Source organism: bacterium SCSIO 12741, from assembly GCA_024398055.1.
GTDB lineage: Bacteria > Bacteroidota > Bacteroidia > Flavobacteriales_G > Salibacteraceae > SCSIO-12741.
Map to the genome: position 1 here is coordinate 1,926,782 of CP073749.1, position 17,006 is coordinate 1,943,787.

General features: G+C 45.2%; 19 protein-coding genes. 7 read left to right on the forward strand and 12 right to left on the reverse strand.

Going from position 1 to position 17,006, the window contains the following annotated elements:
• Positions 1-5 precede the first annotated feature (5 nt).
• On the forward strand, positions 6-1,181 hold the full coding sequence (locus tag KFE98_08160) for a BamA/TamA family outer membrane protein (protein UTW64100.1): 1,176 nt from the start codon (positions 6-8) through the stop codon (positions 1,179-1,181).
• Positions 1,181-2,290 (forward strand): hypothetical protein, encoded by a 1,110-nt coding sequence (locus tag KFE98_08165; protein UTW64101.1) that lies wholly within the window; start codon positions 1,181-1,183, stop codon positions 2,288-2,290. Before KFE98_08160 ends, KFE98_08165 begins: the two co-directional genes overlap by 1 nt.
• Here the strand turns inward: KFE98_08165 and KFE98_08170 are convergent.
• Complete coding sequence (locus KFE98_08170; GenBank protein ID UTW64102.1) at positions 2,287-3,330, reverse strand: AraC family transcriptional regulator ligand-binding domain-containing protein; 1,044 nt, start codon at positions 3,328-3,330, stop codon at positions 2,287-2,289. The genes KFE98_08165 and KFE98_08170 overlap by 4 nt on opposite strands.
• A gap of 45 nt (positions 3,331-3,375) precedes the next feature.
• On the opposite strand from KFE98_08170, the gene KFE98_08175 reads away from it, so the two are divergent.
• The gene (locus KFE98_08175; protein ID UTW64103.1) at positions 3,376-3,780 is read left to right on the forward strand and encodes a hypothetical protein; all 405 of its coding nucleotides are present in this window, start codon (positions 3,376-3,378) and stop codon (positions 3,778-3,780) included.
• A gap of 9 nt (positions 3,781-3,789) precedes the next feature.
• Here the strand turns inward: KFE98_08175 and KFE98_08180 are convergent, their stop codons facing one another.
• From KFE98_08180 to KFE98_08220, 9 genes are all read right to left on the reverse strand, one after another.
• Positions 3,790-4,962, reverse strand: coding sequence for a lipase family protein (locus KFE98_08180; GenBank protein ID UTW64104.1), 1,173 nt, complete (start codon positions 4,960-4,962; stop codon positions 3,790-3,792).
• Between the two features lie 71 nt (positions 4,963-5,033).
• Positions 5,034-6,101: a hypothetical protein gene (locus KFE98_08185; GenBank protein ID UTW64105.1), complete on the reverse strand. Its 1,068-nt coding sequence runs from the start codon at positions 6,099-6,101 to the stop codon at positions 5,034-5,036.
• On the reverse strand, positions 6,101-6,286 hold the full coding sequence (locus KFE98_08190; protein UTW64106.1) for a hypothetical protein: 186 nt from the start codon (positions 6,284-6,286) through the stop codon (positions 6,101-6,103). Before KFE98_08190 ends, KFE98_08185 begins: the two co-directional genes overlap by 1 nt.
• Entirely contained in the window at positions 6,267-6,638 is a 372-nt protein-coding gene (locus tag KFE98_08195) for a hypothetical protein (protein ID UTW64107.1), read from the reverse strand. The genes KFE98_08190 and KFE98_08195 overlap by 20 nt, the downstream gene beginning before the upstream one ends.
• Positions 6,622-6,888 (reverse strand): hypothetical protein, encoded by a 267-nt coding sequence (locus KFE98_08200; GenBank protein UTW64108.1) that lies wholly within the window; start codon positions 6,886-6,888, stop codon positions 6,622-6,624. The genes KFE98_08195 and KFE98_08200 overlap by 17 nt, the downstream gene beginning before the upstream one ends.
• Positions 6,889-6,914: 26 nt before the next feature.
• A complete protein-coding gene (locus KFE98_08205; protein ID UTW64109.1) occupies positions 6,915-7,511 on the reverse strand; it encodes an EF-hand domain-containing protein in 597 nt (198 codons plus the stop codon).
• A gap of 108 nt (positions 7,512-7,619) precedes the next feature.
• The gene (locus KFE98_08210) at positions 7,620-8,237 is read right to left on the reverse strand and encodes a hypothetical protein (protein UTW64110.1); all 618 of its coding nucleotides are present in this window, start codon (positions 8,235-8,237) and stop codon (positions 7,620-7,622) included.
• Between the two features lie 338 nt (positions 8,238-8,575).
• Positions 8,576-9,193 carry a hypothetical protein gene (locus tag KFE98_08215; protein UTW64111.1) on the reverse strand — a complete coding sequence of 206 codons (618 nt, stop codon included), beginning with the start codon at positions 9,191-9,193 and terminating at the stop codon, positions 8,576-8,578.
• Positions 9,193-9,549, reverse strand: coding sequence for an AraC family transcriptional regulator ligand-binding domain-containing protein (locus tag KFE98_08220; GenBank protein UTW64112.1), 357 nt, complete (start codon positions 9,547-9,549; stop codon positions 9,193-9,195). The genes KFE98_08215 and KFE98_08220 overlap by 1 nt, the downstream gene beginning before the upstream one ends.
• Before the next feature lie 135 nt (positions 9,550-9,684).
• Between KFE98_08220 and KFE98_08225 the strand changes: the two genes are divergently transcribed.
• From KFE98_08225 to KFE98_08240, 4 genes are all read left to right on the forward strand, one after another.
• Entirely contained in the window at positions 9,685-10,266 is a 582-nt protein-coding gene (locus KFE98_08225) for a hypothetical protein (GenBank protein ID UTW64113.1), read from the forward strand.
• On the forward strand, positions 10,263-11,090 hold the full coding sequence (locus tag KFE98_08230) for an SRPBCC family protein (protein UTW64114.1): 828 nt from the start codon (positions 10,263-10,265) through the stop codon (positions 11,088-11,090). The genes KFE98_08225 and KFE98_08230 overlap by 4 nt, the downstream gene beginning before the upstream one ends.
• A gap of 259 nt (positions 11,091-11,349) precedes the next feature.
• The gene (locus tag KFE98_08235) at positions 11,350-14,325 is read left to right on the forward strand and encodes a hypothetical protein (GenBank protein ID UTW64115.1); all 2,976 of its coding nucleotides are present in this window, start codon (positions 11,350-11,352) and stop codon (positions 14,323-14,325) included.
• Between the two features lie 10 nt (positions 14,326-14,335).
• On the forward strand, positions 14,336-14,956 hold the full coding sequence (locus KFE98_08240; GenBank protein ID UTW64116.1) for a response regulator transcription factor: 621 nt from the start codon (positions 14,336-14,338) through the stop codon (positions 14,954-14,956).
• Here the strand turns inward: KFE98_08240 and KFE98_08245 are convergent.
• Positions 14,953-16,296: an AarF/ABC1/UbiB kinase family protein gene (locus KFE98_08245; GenBank protein ID UTW64667.1), complete on the reverse strand. Its 1,344-nt coding sequence runs from the start codon at positions 16,294-16,296 to the stop codon at positions 14,953-14,955. The genes KFE98_08240 and KFE98_08245 overlap by 4 nt on opposite strands.
• Positions 16,287-16,679, reverse strand: a complete 393-nt coding sequence (locus KFE98_08250) for a hypothetical protein (GenBank protein UTW64668.1) — start codon at positions 16,677-16,679, stop codon at positions 16,287-16,289. The genes KFE98_08245 and KFE98_08250 overlap by 10 nt, the downstream gene beginning before the upstream one ends.
• Positions 16,680-17,006 lie beyond the last annotated feature (327 nt).

Here is a 17,006-nt window from a genome sequence, read left to right on the forward strand (position 1 = left end):
ATTCTATGAATCACTGGTACACCTTACTAATTGTTGTGGCTTTCGTTGTCGGATTCATTTTACCCGCTCAAACTCAGGAGGACACGTTCCCGAAATCGGAGAAAAAAGCGGCCCGAAAGGCGAAGAAAGAACAAAAGCTAGCCGAAGGTCGTTTTATGATCACTCCGGTGGCTGCTCCTGGCTATACTCCTGAGCTCGGTGGCTTAATCGCGATTGGAGGATTGCCTACTTTCAAAACCAATCGGAAAGACACATTGATTCAACGTTCATCCTTTCCCATGACCATTGGTTATACCACCACCGGAGCTATTGTAGCCAATGGAATTTTGACCTCGTTTTGGTTGAAGGATAGATTGAGAATCAACGGAGATTTTTGGTACAAAGACATGCCCGATCATTACTGGGGAGTGGGCTATGATGCAGGTCGGGAGGTTCCTAAGTCTGATTCCACTACAGCCTTTCAGCGGCAATGGTGGTGGGTCAATCCACGGTTTCTTTTTCAGGTGCGAAAACATTACTTCGTTGGACTCAACGTAGACCTTAATTATACCGAAGGGTCCGACCCAAGTTTGGGAGTGCGTTCAGATTTAACTTACATCAAATACAACCGAAGGCCCTTAAACACCGGGTTAGGGTTAATTCTAAGGTATGATTCCCGAGATGTTCCCGTGGATGCGCGCAAAGGTCTATATCTTGACTTTAGAGGGACCATTTACTCAGATGCCTTAGGAGGCGATAATGATTATCAAGTCTATTTACTCGATTATCGTCAATTTCAAACCATTCATAGGGAAGGCAGAACCTTGGCCTGGCAAGCCAAATTGAGATTAGCCTATGGGGACGTTCCCTACGGTGAAATGTCGCAACTTGGTACTCCTTTCGATCTTCGAGGTTACCAATGGGGACGCTACAGAAATGACCACCTCTTTTATTTTCTCGCTGAATACCGCCATACCTTCTACGGGGCCGATCAGGAATTGACCAAGCACAGCGCAGTGGCTTGGTTGGGATCGGGAACGGTATTCGATGGAGATGAATTGGATAACAACAATTTGAAGTGGTTGCCCAACCTTGGAGTTGGGTATCGCTTTGAAGTACAACCTCGAATGAACATTCGACTGGACTACGGAATTGGTATCGAATCCAGTGGCATCTATTTTAACTTTAATCAGGCATTCTAATGAAAACAATACTACTTGTAATCAGCAGTGTTATCCTTTCTCTTATACTTATTCCCCATGCCTCGGCACAGGTATTTACGGACAAGGTTCGAAAAGACAAACCCCTGGAACGAGACTCCGGTGAAGTTTATGAAGACGCCTTACCTATTTTGGGCAGAAGGGCCTTTGATAGAGGTTATGACTTGCCCTATTCGGCTGGGTTAAGTGCCAATTATCTTTACCAGGAATCCTCCATTTTAATTCGAAATCTTCAGGTTGGTTTCAATGGAAGTCAGTTGTTTCCCCTGGATGATATCATCCGGTTCAACGACGCAACAGCTCGCACCGATGCCATGAATTTTAGGCCTGATGTCTGGCTGTTTCCCTTCCTCAATGTTTATGGAATCTTTGCCTATTCACAGACCAGTACGACCGTCGATTTTTCCATCAACATTCCCAATGGAACAGGGTACACCGAAATTTTAAACAGCAATACGCAGGCTGATTTTCAAGCCACCACGGTGGGCTTTGGTCTCACTCCCACCTTTGGTGTTCATGGCGGATTTATAGCCTTAGACATGAACTTCAGTTGGTCAGATATTCCCGAATTGAGCAAACCTGCCTACGCCTTTGTATTTGGGCCAAGAATAGGAAAGAATTTTAGGTTCAAAGACGAGCGAGCTTTGGCTGTTTGGGTTGGAGGCTTTAGGGTAGACATTGCCAGTGGAACGGATGGTCAATTGCCCCTAAACTCTCTTTTTGAATTCGAAGATTTAGCCAACAAAATTGAAAATGGGTACATCCACTTAGATGAAGCTCAGGTACAATTGGATACCTGGTGGGCAGGACTTACGCCCCAGCAAAAAGCCCAAAATGCGGGCAAATATGCAGCTGCTCAGGCTGCCATTTCTAAGGCCGGAGACCTGTTGAATGGGGTGGAAACCGCGGCTTCTGGTATTTCTAAATCTACCGTAGAGTATTCACTGGATAAACGCCAGGAAAATCTATGGAATTTGGTGGTGGGTGCCCAGTTTCAAATCAACAAACACTGGATGATTCGTGGAGAATATGGCTTCCTGGGTACCCGGGATCAATTTTTGGGTGGGGTGCAATACCGATTCGGCCTTTAGGTTGTTGTTTCCTGCTGAATCTGGAATTGTTTGGGAGTTACTCCTTCGAAATTCTTAAACGCTCTGATCAAAGTACTCGCTTCAGAAAAACCGGTCATCCAGGCCACTTCATCGAGTGAATATCGATGATGCTGCATCAATTTTTTTACCAGTTGAAACCGGAGTTCGTTTTGGGCTTGTTTAAAGGTTTTTCCTTGCTCTTTCAATCTCCTTTGTAAGGTTCTCGGGCTGAGGTGTAAATCGGATGCAACGGCCTCAATTTGAAATTCGGATTGGGCCAATCGGGTTAAGATGCTTTTTTGGAAGGCGTTGCTCCAGGGGTCGTCCAAGGGTAATTTATGAAGCAAAGAATCCGCCTCAAGCGTAAGCCGTTCCCGAAGCCCCAGATTTTGACCAAGAGCACTTTCTTCCAGCACGTGGCGTTCAAAAACGATGGATGAAATGGCCTGATTAAACCGAACAGGACAATTGAATCGACGGAAGTATTCGCCGGGCTTACCGGTTTTGGGAAAGTGAAAGTTGACCTGCTTGGGGTGGTACTTTTTTTCCGTTAATCGTTGCAGTGATTTTTGGGCACAAAGCAGGGCCAATTCCAGATTTTGGCGAATGGCAAAATCATCACAAAGCGACCATTTTGGGTGCAGGGCAAAAGTCACTTCAAATTGATCTTCCTCAATGGATAGTTGGCAGTCCATCGAATCGCTGATCAACCGGCTGTAGCCTATGGCAAACTCGAAGGCCTCTTGAACGGTGGAGCAACTTTCCATGATTTGGTCTACAAAGGCAGTGGCCCTTAGGTTAATCAAGTCGCCCATTTCCAAACCGATGTACTCCGATTGAGGACCCTTGAGTTTTTTGAATATTCGCTCAATCGTTTGAAAGTCCACCGTGCAACCTGCTTTCCTTAATTCGTGCGAATCCATTCCCGTCAGTTCGAATAAATCCAATGCATCCCAGCCTCTTTGCTGAGAAAACTCTTCTAGATCGAGCACGAAACTACCGGCGAAAAACATGAAATCTACTTTGTCGCAAAATGCCAATTTAATTGAAATTGACCAAAATACTTTTGACTCAAAACAAAGCTTATGACAACGAAAAAGTATATCCTCGCTACCATCGCAGCCTTTTTCCTGAGTAATATTCTTACCACCATGTGGTACATGGGAGCGGATGAGGCCAACATGGTTTCCTTCAGAAGGCCTGAGGTGAACTACCTGGGATTAATGGCCAATCATTTGATTTACGCCGGATTGTTTGTGTACTTCTTTCCTTTCTTCTTTCAATCCAGACCAGTGGTTTCCCGCTCTTTGGTTTACGGGATTCTTATGTCTGCTATGATGTTTATTCCTTCGGCCCTGGTGGTGCGTTCCATTTGGACGGTGGATTTCAACGGCATTTTCGTACTCAATACCATCGCCCACTTGGTCATTGGAGCCATCATGGGATCGGCTGTTGCCTTGATATATAATTCGGGAAAGTCGGCTAAATAAGCCTGGGAACTATAGGTTGGCTTCCAGGTATCGTTTTTCCAGGCGGCCATATTGCTTGGGCAGGAAGGCCTTAAGTGTGCCTACGAAATAGTTGTAAGGATTATGCTGGTAGAATTTGGGTTCGAGTTTGTACCACTTTCCATCTTCACCTTGTTCGCATCGCTCCAATTCATCTTCACTCATTCCGGCGGTATCTACTTCAATTTTAGGGTATTCAAAGGGCTCAAGTTCCTTCACATCGCCACAAGGGAAGTAGTTGATGTCGTCCACAAATTCGGGCATCGTCACGGATCCAAATTTGGCGCTGATCAATTTAGTCATCAAAGCATTCGACTTGGTGATGTAGCCCTTCACTCCGCCCTCAAAAACTTTCATAAGCATGTCTTTACCCAGTCCTTTGGTATCGATACCAGACTCCAGCCACTGGGCAAAACGCTCCGAGCTAAAGATTTTCCCTTCTTCGTAATTCAAGGGCAACTTAGGTACGATGTCCCGTGGATTGATGATGCTAAAAGCCGTTTCCGTTTCAACAAAGCGTTCCCCGTATTCATCAGCAAATTCCTGATTCCCACACATGGGATTGGCAAAAGCGTAGGTCTTGAATTCGTTTTTTGGATCTAAAGCTTTCTTGGGTAGATTTTCCAACCAGGCCCGAGTCATGGTAGCTAAGGCGCCTCCCTGGCTATGTCCGGTGATGTAAATCTGATAAATCCCTTGGTCATTCAGTTGTTTGATTTCCCGTAAAATATCTTCAGAAAGGATGACAACGGCCAGGGCATACCCGGCATGAACGGAAGCCTCTTTTTCAGTGGCAAACGTGTAAGGGTGGGATTCTTCCTGGATGACGATTTTCCCTTTTGCGGGTATCATGGCTGAATAAAAATTCTCTACCCAGCTTATGGCTTTTTCGGTGGATCCACGAAAGTTGATGACCGCGATGTCTCCTTTTTTGTACACCTGAAATTTGTTGTCCATTCCCTGAATGCTGGAGGTAAATACCTTCTCATACCCAGTGGGAATTATGGCTTCGTCGGTTCCGTACAAAAACTCAAAGGTAAAGCTGTTGCAGAGCGCAATCATATCACGAGCTTCCACGGGATCAAAACCTGGTTTTACACCGGCCTGAGATACCAAAATGGTCAAGGAAGCCAGGAATAGTAAGAGGGTACGTTTAAACGTCATGGCCAATACGGGTTTGCAGCGGTAAAAATAGAATTTTGAGAAACGTGAGTCAAAAACCGTGCAAAACTGCTTTAGTCGCTCCAGCTCCAGTGAGTCAATTGGTTACTTCCCGAGAGCCAAATACTTGAATCGGAGGCAAATTCGAAGGCTACACATCCAGCTTCAGGAAAGGCCTTCCAGGTTTGGCCTAAGTCTTTTGAAACAAGAATTTTGGATTTGATATCACGCATTCTACCCTGAACGGCGATAATCGTTTCGGAAGAACCTGGGGCAAAGCGAATACTGGAAAAGTAACCGGATGCTACAGAACTGTTGAGCACCTGCCAGGTTTTACCCCCATCCTGTGTAAGAGCCAGAGAAGTGCCCGCAGAATCAGGGGCACTCCAATCGCCTCCTGCAACAACACCCGTTAATTCGTCTTTGAAATCGACCGCGTAAATGCCGGTCATGGCCAATCCACTCATAATGGGCGTAGTAAAGACCTCCCAGCTCTGTCCATAATCTGGACTGTGGTACACCCTTGAGGCTGATTTTCCTCCGGTAGCAAACCAAACGTGGCTTCCAAAAATGGAGAAGTTGGAATTACTGGCAGCAAAGGGAAATTCATCAGGCAACGCTTTGGGAAGGGCGCTGGTATCGACTTGGGTCCAGGTATCGCCACCGTCGGCGGTGAGATATACCTGAAAATGATTCTCCTTCGGATCACCGAGTAAAATGCCCCGGGAATCATCCCAAAACTTTACAGCGTCGAAGAAAGCAGTACTACTTGTATCAGTAAAAATCTGCCTCCAGTTTTCGCCCCCATCAACGGAGCGGTATACGGCTGCGGGAGACTGAATGGAAACTAAATACAGGTGACCATTCGGGGTCTTTTCCAGGGATCTGAATTCTACTTTGTCCGAGATATTGGGAACACTGCTAATGGTCCAATTTTCTCCACCATCTTGGGTATATCCCCAGCGATTACCTGTTCCGGAAAACCAAACTTCCTGATCGTTATAGGCCTTCAGTGCTCGAATGCCGCCGGCCTCAATTTGGAAGCGGGAACTGGTGACCACCGATTTAGCGGATCCATTGTGCTCAGGTATTTGGCAGGCAGCGAGGAGCCCCATAAGGGCGAGAAAAGAAAAGTATTTCATCATTTGCGAGATCCGAAAAATCCAAAGACCTTTTGTACGGCACCCACGAATAGCTTTTGCATCAATTCGTGACGAAAAGCGTCGTACTCATTTTTGAGTTCCGCTCGTTTGAGTTGTCTTTCTTGTTTCAGAAAGTCACGCTCAATACGCAATTCATTGAGGTTTCTAATCCTTCTTCTCTCCATAATAAAACAGGCTTACAAATAAACGAATGAAGGAATTGGTGAAGTAGGGAATTTTGCGAATGCTCTGAATCCATTGTAGCAACAGAATGACAACCAAAAAGAAACCAGCCATGGCAAAGTAACCCAGGTAGGTGCTGTTGAACATTTCATTGAGCATGTTTCCTGCTCCAAATGCCAAAAATAAGAGGCCAATCAGTGCCAGGGAAGCCATCATTAATTTGGTGGACAAGGCGCCGAGCATGAGGGCCAAGAACTCAATGGCTACCAACTTGGCATCCTTGATGTTTTCGTCCAGCATTTCGCGAACGATTTCAAGCATTTTTTCAAGCCTGTCGTTAGGACTCTTTTCCATCGTTCATGGAGTTTTTGATTCGGCCACTCAATTCATCCAAAATGGAAAGCAAAGAGCTTTTGATCCGATTGATTTCATTTTTCTGTTTATCGTTCAACTCTACCTTGTCGTGGTAGAAGTTTTTGATTTCCGCTTCAATCTTGTCTCTAACAACGCTATTTTTTCGGCTAAACAAGTAGGCTCCAGAAGCAAAGCCAACGGTTAGGCCGATTAGCAGGGCGTAAATCGAACGTTCGTTTTCCTCTTTCATCCCTAGGATTTAGGTTCGGAATAAAATTACAACAAAGTACCGAGGAGAAGGGAATCAGGCGGTTTTCTTGGGGTATTTTCTAATTGACCGAAAAACAACTTGCTGGCATGATCCGGATCGGCACTCATGTGGAAATGGTAGAACATGGTGTAAAATTCCAGGTGCGAAATCGCGCCATCGTGGTTAAGATCAAAGGATTCGAAGGCTTCTTCCTCTCCCAAGTTGGAATTGCACATGGCCCGGTAAAAAGACAGGTAGGTAGATTTATGGATGAGACCATCCCCATCAGGGTCGAGAAAGGGAAAAATGTCGTCTAAAAAGGGCTTGAGATCACGGTAAAAATGAGAGTCATCTGAGCTGGCCTCCTGATGATAGTGTTGAAACTCTTGCCAGGTTATCCGGTAGTCGTGGTTAGCATCGGCTTGACGGAACATGCGAGACCACCCCTTAAAAAAGGCGCCTTTGAAACTGCGATCCGCAAAACTCCCTGTATCCCAGCCAAATTCCTGGGAGAACCGGTTCGTAATGACCACCGCGTCGTTCATGTCCAAATGACCGTTACCGTTGGCGTCGTAGCAATCGAATAGACGTTTTAATTTGAGTTTTCGAAATGATAAGAACATGCTAACTCCTTCAAAACGTGCAAGCTTTATACGGAGAAAAAAGAAGTAAGTTGCTTAAAGTGAGGTTTATATACGACGAGAAGCGAATATTTGGGATGAACCGTCCCTTTAATTGGCCCGGTGAAAGACGGGGATGCTAACCCCAAAAAGCAGATTCCCCTGCAGGTACCAAAAGTGCTGTCGGGCGCCTTCACCTGCTCGGTTGCTGGTAACTACATCGGGTAAATGAATGAAGCCACCTTTCAGATTGGTTTGAATAGAAACATACTTAAAGAGCAAGAATTGAATTCCTACCCGGCCGTGAAAACCATAACCCGCAAAATGATAGTCGTCGGCCAGTTCATTTACCAAAAACCGAGAGGCTGTTCTTGGATATAGCGCACCGGCTCCTAATCCCTCACTCATCTCAATTTGGAAGGCATTGTCCCAAAGCGTTAAAGCCCGGTCGTGCCGACTGAATTCAGCAAATAGGTAGTTGAGACCGTCGCTGTGTTCGTAGGTAAGAAGTAGAGGGGTTAGTTCAATTTGTTCGTTTTGATAGACTCCATCATAATCCGTATCCGTGCCTCGGATATAACCCTCCATATTCACATTTTGGATGCGCGTCATCACGTATTTCATGTGATCAAAACCGATGGAGATACTGTAGTGATCCGAGAGGTAATAACCCAATTGAAAATTGGTTTGTGGAACGGAAATTTGATCGGGCTGTAGGTAGTTTTCCATACTCAATTCCGTAGGTCGATCCTGAGCATGCACATCATACAAGGTGAAATCATAGCCCGGACCATAAAATTGAATGTCAGATCGGGTGTAAGCGCTTCTATTCCATCCCCAATGAAGATAGACACGACCCTTTCTCTGGTAATCTGAATCCTGGGCTTTTAGTGGGGAAGAATACCCATAACAAGGACCGCGAAAAGAAGGGCAAAAAGGGAATTAGGAAGGATGAATAACCGGTTCTCGTTCATGGATTTAGAATGGTTGCAAAAATAAAACGAAAGGCTATTCCTGATCAGGTTGGCGTGTTATTTTTATGTTTCGTTCTGGGCCAAAAGGGGGTTTTACGAAAGAGAGATCGATGCATTTTGCTTCCACCTTTTTACTGCATGTAGGTAGGCACTGGTTTCGGAATATCCGAGGATATAAGCGATGTCTTTGCTCTTTATCGAATGGCCCATTTCCAAATGAGACCAGAGCTCTTGCTTGATTTCATCCACAATTTTTCGAAAAGTCAAACCTTCATCTCTTAGCTTTCGTTGAATGGTCCGATGGCTGTGAGGAAACTGATGTGCCAGTTCTTCAAAATTGGGCAATTCGGGCTGACTCATGTTTAGGAGCATTTCCCTCACCTGAAATGAGAAGGGGCCATATTCCTCTTTTTTCTTGCCCAGCATTTTTAAAAACGGAGGCAAGAGCAGGTCAATTTCTCGTAATCTTTTCTGGTTCACGGGTAGCTCAGATGCCTTTTGATGAAATCGAAGTAGATATCCTGGCCCTTGAGTAACTGGTGCATTCAGTGCTTGTCCAAAGGCTTCGACCTTGGTATGAGGAATTGAAACCTGGGGCAAATCCTCCGGGTTGACCATTTGACTGACTTCCCGAAAAACGAAACAAATCACGGCATCCAACAACTGTGATCGCCATTCCTCTTCGGCAATGGTGCAGCTGAGTTCAAGCACTAAGGGTCGTCCTGAATGGCCTGTACAGAAACTACTGGAAAAGCATGGGAGAAATATTCGGAAACCAAAAATAGAGCCTGATCGAAACTGCTGGATTGGATGGACAGTTGATAGATTAATCCGAGTGCCTTGAGGTTGAGAAAAGTACCGAGGTGAAGTCCAAAATGCTCGTCCTTGGATGCTTCATAAAGAAACTTGAAGGTGTCTTGGTATTCCTGAGAAGTCACAAATTGTTCGGGTGAACAAAGGTCTACATCAGGTTGGTTTAGCTGACTTCTTAGCCTGTTTTCGTCCACCCCAATAAGCGAAGCATATTCATATAAACTGGCTACAAAAGGAGCCGCAACTCGATCCATTGTTTCTGAGCATTTTTTGGAAGAATGAAGGTAGGTATAATCTTTCTCGGTCACTACCTGCCGCATTCATTTTGGCGTAAAATATCAATCTTTTCGAACCTGTCCGGGCTAAAATTGCATCCAACATGATCACGTATGAAACGCATTATTCCCTGGATAGCATTAGCCCTATCTCCGATTCTCTTAGCCGCCTGTTCGACGCTTCAATCACCTACGTTTAGCAAACAAAAAGTGACCGTACAAGTGAACGGTAAAGCCAAACAAGGAATCCAGTGGCGGGTAGAATCTCAGGTTCCGACATCCGCTGATTCATTGATTCAAGAAATGCATGTATTGAGTTTTTGGACAGCCATGCTGCGACCCAAGGTAATCCTCCAACCCACATCCGACCCGATCTGGATTAAGCCGGGAAGAACAGATACTTTCAAGCTTACCGTCAATCGCATCATACCTTTTGGAAAGCACATGATTTATTGGGAATCCTTTGATCCCAAGTTGGGCACTTTACAAACCCGGGAATACGGAGGATATGTGAAGGTTTGGGACAACCAGATTCAAATAAAATCCCTTAATGATTCTACTTCCATCCTTTCCGATCAATTGGTGCTGCATGGCGGAGTACTTACCGGTCTTACCGCACTCTGGGCCAAAGGGGTGCTTAGGCGACGGCATCAAAACATGACGACTTATTTCAAAATCAAATCGAGTATAAAATGAATTACCTACAAAAAGCACTTAGCCTGAATGCCAGCTTTTCGAGCCTTTCAGGAATCATTCTAATCGCGGCTAATAGAACTGTGAGTAATTGGTTTGGTCTGGATGAAGGACTTGTATTTGCCTTAATTGGTGCTGGTCTTCTCTTTTTCTCCGGCACCATTGCCTATCAAATCAAGCATCAAAATACGGCTGGAATCTTGTTGATCATCGTGCAGGATTTGCTTTGGGTGATAGCTAGTCTCCTCCTCCTAATCCTTCAACCTTTTGAAATATCGGGTTTGGGGATTGGTCTCATCGAAGTTGTGGGGTTCCTAGTTCTGGCCATGGCGATCAACCAAATCTTTGCTCTTTCCCGCACAAAAACGGGAGCCAAAGAACTTCGGACCTTGACCTATGAACGAATCATGAAGGGTTCTCAGGAGAAAACCTGGAGTGTGGTTTCTGATGTAGCCAATTACTATACAGTTGCTCCTAACATTGATGGGGTGAAAATACTATCTGGAGAAGGAAGGGGTATGGTACGCCAATGCAGTCACGGAAAGGACCAATGGACTGAAACGTGCTCCCTTTGGATAGAAGGAAAGAAATACGCTTTTGAGGTCAATACCAAAGCACCTGATTACCCTTATCCCTTTGATGAGCTTCAGGGAGAGTGGGAGGTTGATGCCGTTTCCATTCAGACTACCCGGGTCAAAATGATATTTAGCTTTCGCTTTCGAAACAAACTTCAGCATGGATTGCTTTATCCTATTTTGAAGAAAAAGTTTAGCGGTGTGGTGGAAGAATTACTGGATAATTGGCAGGATCAAATAGGCCACAAATAGTCACAGCCTGTCACATAAATGTGACTTCCCTTTTTGGTCGAGTAAGTCCAATGCACATTATGTCCTGAGACAATAAGAAAAGAAATCCGGGTTGTAAAGGAGGTCTACCGGATAGGCTGTAACTAATCTTAAGACGGAAGTTTTTTCGATTCGTTGTCTATCAATTTGGCCCAATTGCCTCATTTTTTTTGAGAAGGCGTGGATGAGTTCTCCTTTAGGTACTTAGGTTATATTTGGGATTCGCATTAGGCAGGAATTCATGTTTCTTAGATTACCCCTTACCCTTTTTGGAGTGCTATGCAGCTTGTGTTTATGGTGCCAGTCCATTCAGCATTGGACCGAACATGAGCAGCTTTCCGACCGTGCCGTCAATGCGGGATTGCAGGGAAGTGATGGGTTTATCTGGCTGGCTACCTGGAACGGTCTCGATCGATTTGATGGCTACGAATTTCAGCGTTTCGGAAGAAACACAGAGGTTGCCCTTTCTTCCAACTATGTGAATGACCTGGTTGAAGATCAGGATTCCATCCTTTGGTTGGCCACTGAAGATGGGATCAATGCTTTAGACCTTCGATCTTACACTTTGAAGGTTTATTTTCCTAAGTCCATTAGCGGTAGCCAGCGATTTGTTTCAATTCATTGCTCACAAGATGGAACCGTATGGGCGGCCAATCAACTCGGTGATTTGTTTGCCTGGACCGAGGGGCGATCGTTTGAAAATGTGACCAACCCGAGTGACTCTTTGGGATCTTTTGGCTCCGGGGCCATCTTAGCTGATGACGGAAAATACCTGTGGTTAGGTACGGAGGCCAATGGATGTTTTCAGGTGGATTTGAAATCCAGGGGCATCCACAAAGCCCATTTGCAAAATACCTTTTGGAAAGTTTGGAATTTGGGAAATACCTCGGGTGGAGACATCCTGATTCATGTCGAGAATCAATCCTTTTTATACGATCCTACCGGAGACACTTTGGTGCCGAAAAATTGGCCTGTCCCAGAGTCGGTTTATCAAAACTATGTGGATTATAAAGGAGATCAATGGATTATTGGTGAAGAGCGAAAGCAGATTTGGAAATTGGATGGTCAGGGCGAAATGGAGCGCCTGGAAATTGGGCAGTTTGACCCGGGAAGCAATGTCCATTTTTTTCAGTTTTTCGAAGACCATTCACACAACCTTTGGATGTGTTCCAACAACGGTCTTTTTAAAGTAACCAACGAATCCACCCGATTTCGAGCCCGGTATGGTTTAGGTGATTCGGCTATGAACAACCCCATACCAAGTTATCGAGGTTTTTATGAAGACACCAACGGAGATCTCTACTTCTGCAGCTATGGTGGACTTTATGTCTGCCGCCAGGGGGCTCGGAAGGCCCAGAAAATGATTCCCAACACCTCTTACGGTTTCTACACACTGTTACCTCATACTTTAGACTCCCTTTGGCTGATTACCGAGGGAAATGGAGTGATGAGCGTGCACAAACAAAACTTTGGATACACGACCTACCTCCATCCGCTTTCAGACCAGTATCGGCACAAGTATCAGTATTTCATTGCTGGGTTTGAAGACCCCAAGGATGGAACATTTTGGTTGGCCGGTTATTCTGGTGTGCAAGGATTTGATCCCGTTCGGAGAAAGTTTTTTGATCGACCCGTGGTATTGGATGGTAAGGACCACAGTCAATTTCGTATCAAACAGTTTTTTGTTTCTTCCGACCAGCATCTTTGGTTGGCTGGTGCCGAGGGACTTGTAGAATTGGATGAGAACCGAAAACCTATTCGATGGATGCAATCCGGAGCCCAGGACTATGGAATTCTAAATGGAAATGAGATCAATTCGATTGGAGAAGGGAAGGATGGTAGCATTTGGATAGGGCAGGCCGATGGTGGGGTAGACCGCCTGAATCGGGAAACAGGAGAAGTAACCAATTATTCTAAAGAAAGCGGACTCTGCGATAATAAAGTCGGGGCACTTTTGATTGATGGGAATGGCCATGTATGGGTCGCTACGAATTTTGGACTTTCGGTCATTCATCCGGAAGAAAACCTAATCTTCAACTATTACGGAGATGATGGTTTGGCCCACAATGAATTCAATCATGGTTCGGCGCTGCTACTCAGATCGGGGCAGTTGCTTTTCGGTGGGGTGGATGGAGTGAGCCTATGTCAGCCCTTGGATACCCTGGACCAACCGCAAACCCACATTCTTTTATCCAGTGCCGAATACTTCAACGAGTCGGATAGCCTGGTGCGCCTTTTTGGTCGAACCAATATTGCGTCTGGAATTAGTTTACCGGCCAACAATCAGCACCTGAACATTCGTTTTGCTTATACCGATTTCCTAAGAATTGGAAGAAATGTGTATACCTACAAACTGGAAGGCTACGACAAGGATTGGAGCTTTTTGGGTACCCAAAATCAAGTGCGTTTTGCCTCTCTTCCTGCTGGCGATTACAACTTGATTGTGAGAGGGGCTGGCTCCAAAGGATCTTGGAGCAAGGAGGAAGTTGTAATCCCCATTCATGTGGCTCAAATCTTTTACAAATCGCCGTGGTTTATTCTTGCTGTTTTGGCCCTGTTTGCTTCCATTGCTTGGTACATTGTGCGTCAACGCCTGGAAAAATACAAGGAACTGGCTCAGATGCGTATTCACATTTCCTCTGATTTGCACGATGATGTGGGCTCTGTACTTACCCGGGTGGCCATGCAGGCTGAATTTATTGAAGATGAAGTGAGTCCCGAACAGAAGCCGGTATTAATTGGAATAGTGGAAAGCTGTAGAACGGCCTTATCCAATATGCGTGATGTGGTTTGGAGTATCGATGCCCGGAATCTGGATGTGGTCAGCCTCTTTGATAAAATCAATGAGCATACCACACGAATGTTTGAGAATAGTCAATTTACGGCAGCAGTTCATTTGGATAAGGGATTGGAAACCATTCCTCTAAATCCAACCGAGAAGAAGGAGTTATTCTTTATTTTTAAAGAATCGGTCCACAATATCCTACGGCACTCGAATGGAGATCAGGTACATGTTCATGTACATCACGATGGAAAATTCCTGGAGCTCTCTATTTTTGATAACGGTAGCCTGGATGCAAATCAGGGAAAGGCAGGCAGCGGATTAAAGAATATGGAAATGAGGGCCGAAAGTATTGGAGCCCAATTGTCCATTTCCACCGAAAAGGGATTCGAGGTCAAGGTTGCCAAACAAATTCGCCGCAGTTGGTGGAACTAAAAAGAGCAGGATGAATCTAATCATTGTTGAAGACGACGCCGGTATTCGGGATACCTTGCACAGATACCTCGAACGAGACACCGATCATTTTGAGTTGATCTCCAGCCATGAGAGCATGGAAATGCTGTTTCAAAATGCACCGGACTTTACGCCCAATATCGTTGTATTGGATATCAACCTTCCCGGAATTTCGGGCATCGAAGGTATTGGTGAGGTAAAGAAAAAATGGCCCGAGGCTGAGGTGGTAATTGTATCTGCCTTGACGGACAGCGAAAGCATTTTCAAGGCCATCTGTTCAGGCGCATCGGGATACATCGATAAAGAAATCTCACTGAGCAAAATCAAAGAATCCTTACTCTCTCTGAAAGAGGGAGGATCTCCCATTACCCCATCCATAGCACGTAAAGTGTTTGACTATTTTCAACCGTCCAACCACGTCGAAGAGGGCCTGACCGACCGTGAAAAAGATATCGTTAGAGGAATTGTCGATGGCTTAAGCTACAAGCTCATTGCCGATCGTTTGGATATCTCCATCGATACTGTCCGCAAATACATTCGCCGGGTGTATCGAAAATTGGAAATCAACAGCAAAGGCGAACTCATAGCTCGCTACCACAAGTCTCGAATCTAAACCACCTGAAAAGGCATAAAGTTCTTGCGAATTTCATCTCCCCGTGGAGTGATCACAGCTTGAATTTGATGCAATAGGTTGTACAAACCGAAGTAAGTTCGGTTGATGTAAATACCGTGTTGCGATCCTCGGGCAGCATTGGTTTTTCTGAACTTCTTATCCTTTGAAATCTCTTCACCCAAGTTGAAAATGGAGCCGAAGAATTCCTTGTCTCCAAAATCGAATACCTCTTCCGAAAAGGGGCGTCCAATGAGCCTTACCATTTTGGTGAAGATACTGAGCAAATACCTTTTTTCCTCATCCGTATCTGATGGGAGGAAAAATTCCAGTTCCTCCAACAAAGCTTCAAATCGTTTTTGATCTTCAACCAAACCCGGCTCCATGGATTGGAAGTAGGGATAGTAAAATTCCTCGGGAATTTCCTTCACACACCCAAAGTCGATGATGCCCAGGTCCCCGTTTTCAGTGACGATAAAGTTTCCTGGGTGCGGATCGGCGTGCACAATTTTAAGTTCGTGCATCTGAAAGTTGTAGAAGTCCCACAGCCTTTGACCCATCTCGTTGCGTTCCTCTTGAGAAGGATTGGTTTCAATCCATTCGCTGAGGTGAATACCGTCAATCCAGTCCATGGTGATAACCCGTTTACTGGAAAAATCGGCGTAGTATTTTGGAAAAACCAGGTTGCTGAAATGAGAGCACTTTTCACTCAACTCCACCGATCTTTTGAGCTCCAACTCATAGTCGGTTTCCTCCAAAAGCCGGGTTTCAACTTCCTGCATGTACTTGTCTAAATCTTTGGCCTTGATGTTCATAATGCGCATGGCAATGGGTTTCGCCATTTTCAAGTCGCTGCTCACGCTATCCGCCACGCCTGGGTATTGCACCTTTACGGCAAACTCTTTTCCATCAATCGTTGCTTTGTGAACCTGTCCAATGGATGCTGCATTCACCGCATTTCTCGAAAAGGAATCGAACAATTCATCCGGATTTTTCCCAAAAAAACGCCGAAAGGTTTTAACCACCAGCGGATAGGAAAGGGGCGGGGCATTGTACTGGGCCATCTGAAATTTTTGAGTGTAGGCTCTTGGCAGTACATTCTCATCCATCGACATCATTTGGGCTACCTTGAGGGCGCTTCCTTTCAGTTGGGATAATGAATTGTAAATGTCCTCCGCATTGGCCTCATCCAATTCACTCCTTTCAGTAGATGGATCCACCATTTTTTTGGCGTAGTACTTAATGACGTTGCCACCAATTTTTGCTCCCGTTCCTAAGAACCGGGAAGCACGTTGCATTTTGGAGACGGGAATTTTGTGCTGTTCCTTCATCGTTATCGGGATTGCATCAGAAATTTGGCGAGGTCGATCATGCTGTCTAAAGCAGACTCACCCAAGAGTTGAAAAGTCAGATTGACTGCTTTTTCTATGGCCGCATCCGTTTGTTCAAATTCGGCACTGTTGTCCTTGCACCAGAAGTCCAATACAAAGAGTAATTGTACCCAAATTCCTTTGTGGTATTGGTTGCCAATAAGTGGGCGATCCTTTACCTCTTTTTGTTCCATTCCTTCCGCTAGAAGACTTCCAGCATATTCCAGAAACTGTTCCTTGTAGCCACCAATCCAATGGGGGTGTGTGGTGTCTGCCTCAAAGCTTTTCGGCGTAGCTTGATATAGCTTCGGTATTTCAGCAATACTTCGAGGTGGGTAAAGTAGAAAGCCAGCAATTTTTCGCGGGCCGTAAACGAACCATAATTCTCATCCTGGTTCAGCGTTTCGAGAGTCGTTTCCATCAGTCCGGTCCAGAGATCGCGTTCCAGGGATTCGAACGAAGAGAAAAAGGAATAAAACTCCGATTCACTTAAGCCCAAAGATTCGGCGAAAGCAAATTCAGATCGAGGAGGAATACCCTCTCTTAATACATGATGAACAAAGGCTTCGGTGATTTTTTCGGCGGTCCATTCGGACGTTGTTTCGGTAGCCATGATTTCGATTTTTATATGCTATACTAAGGTAACACCCAGGAGCCGAAAAGGTCAATTCTTTTAACCCTTT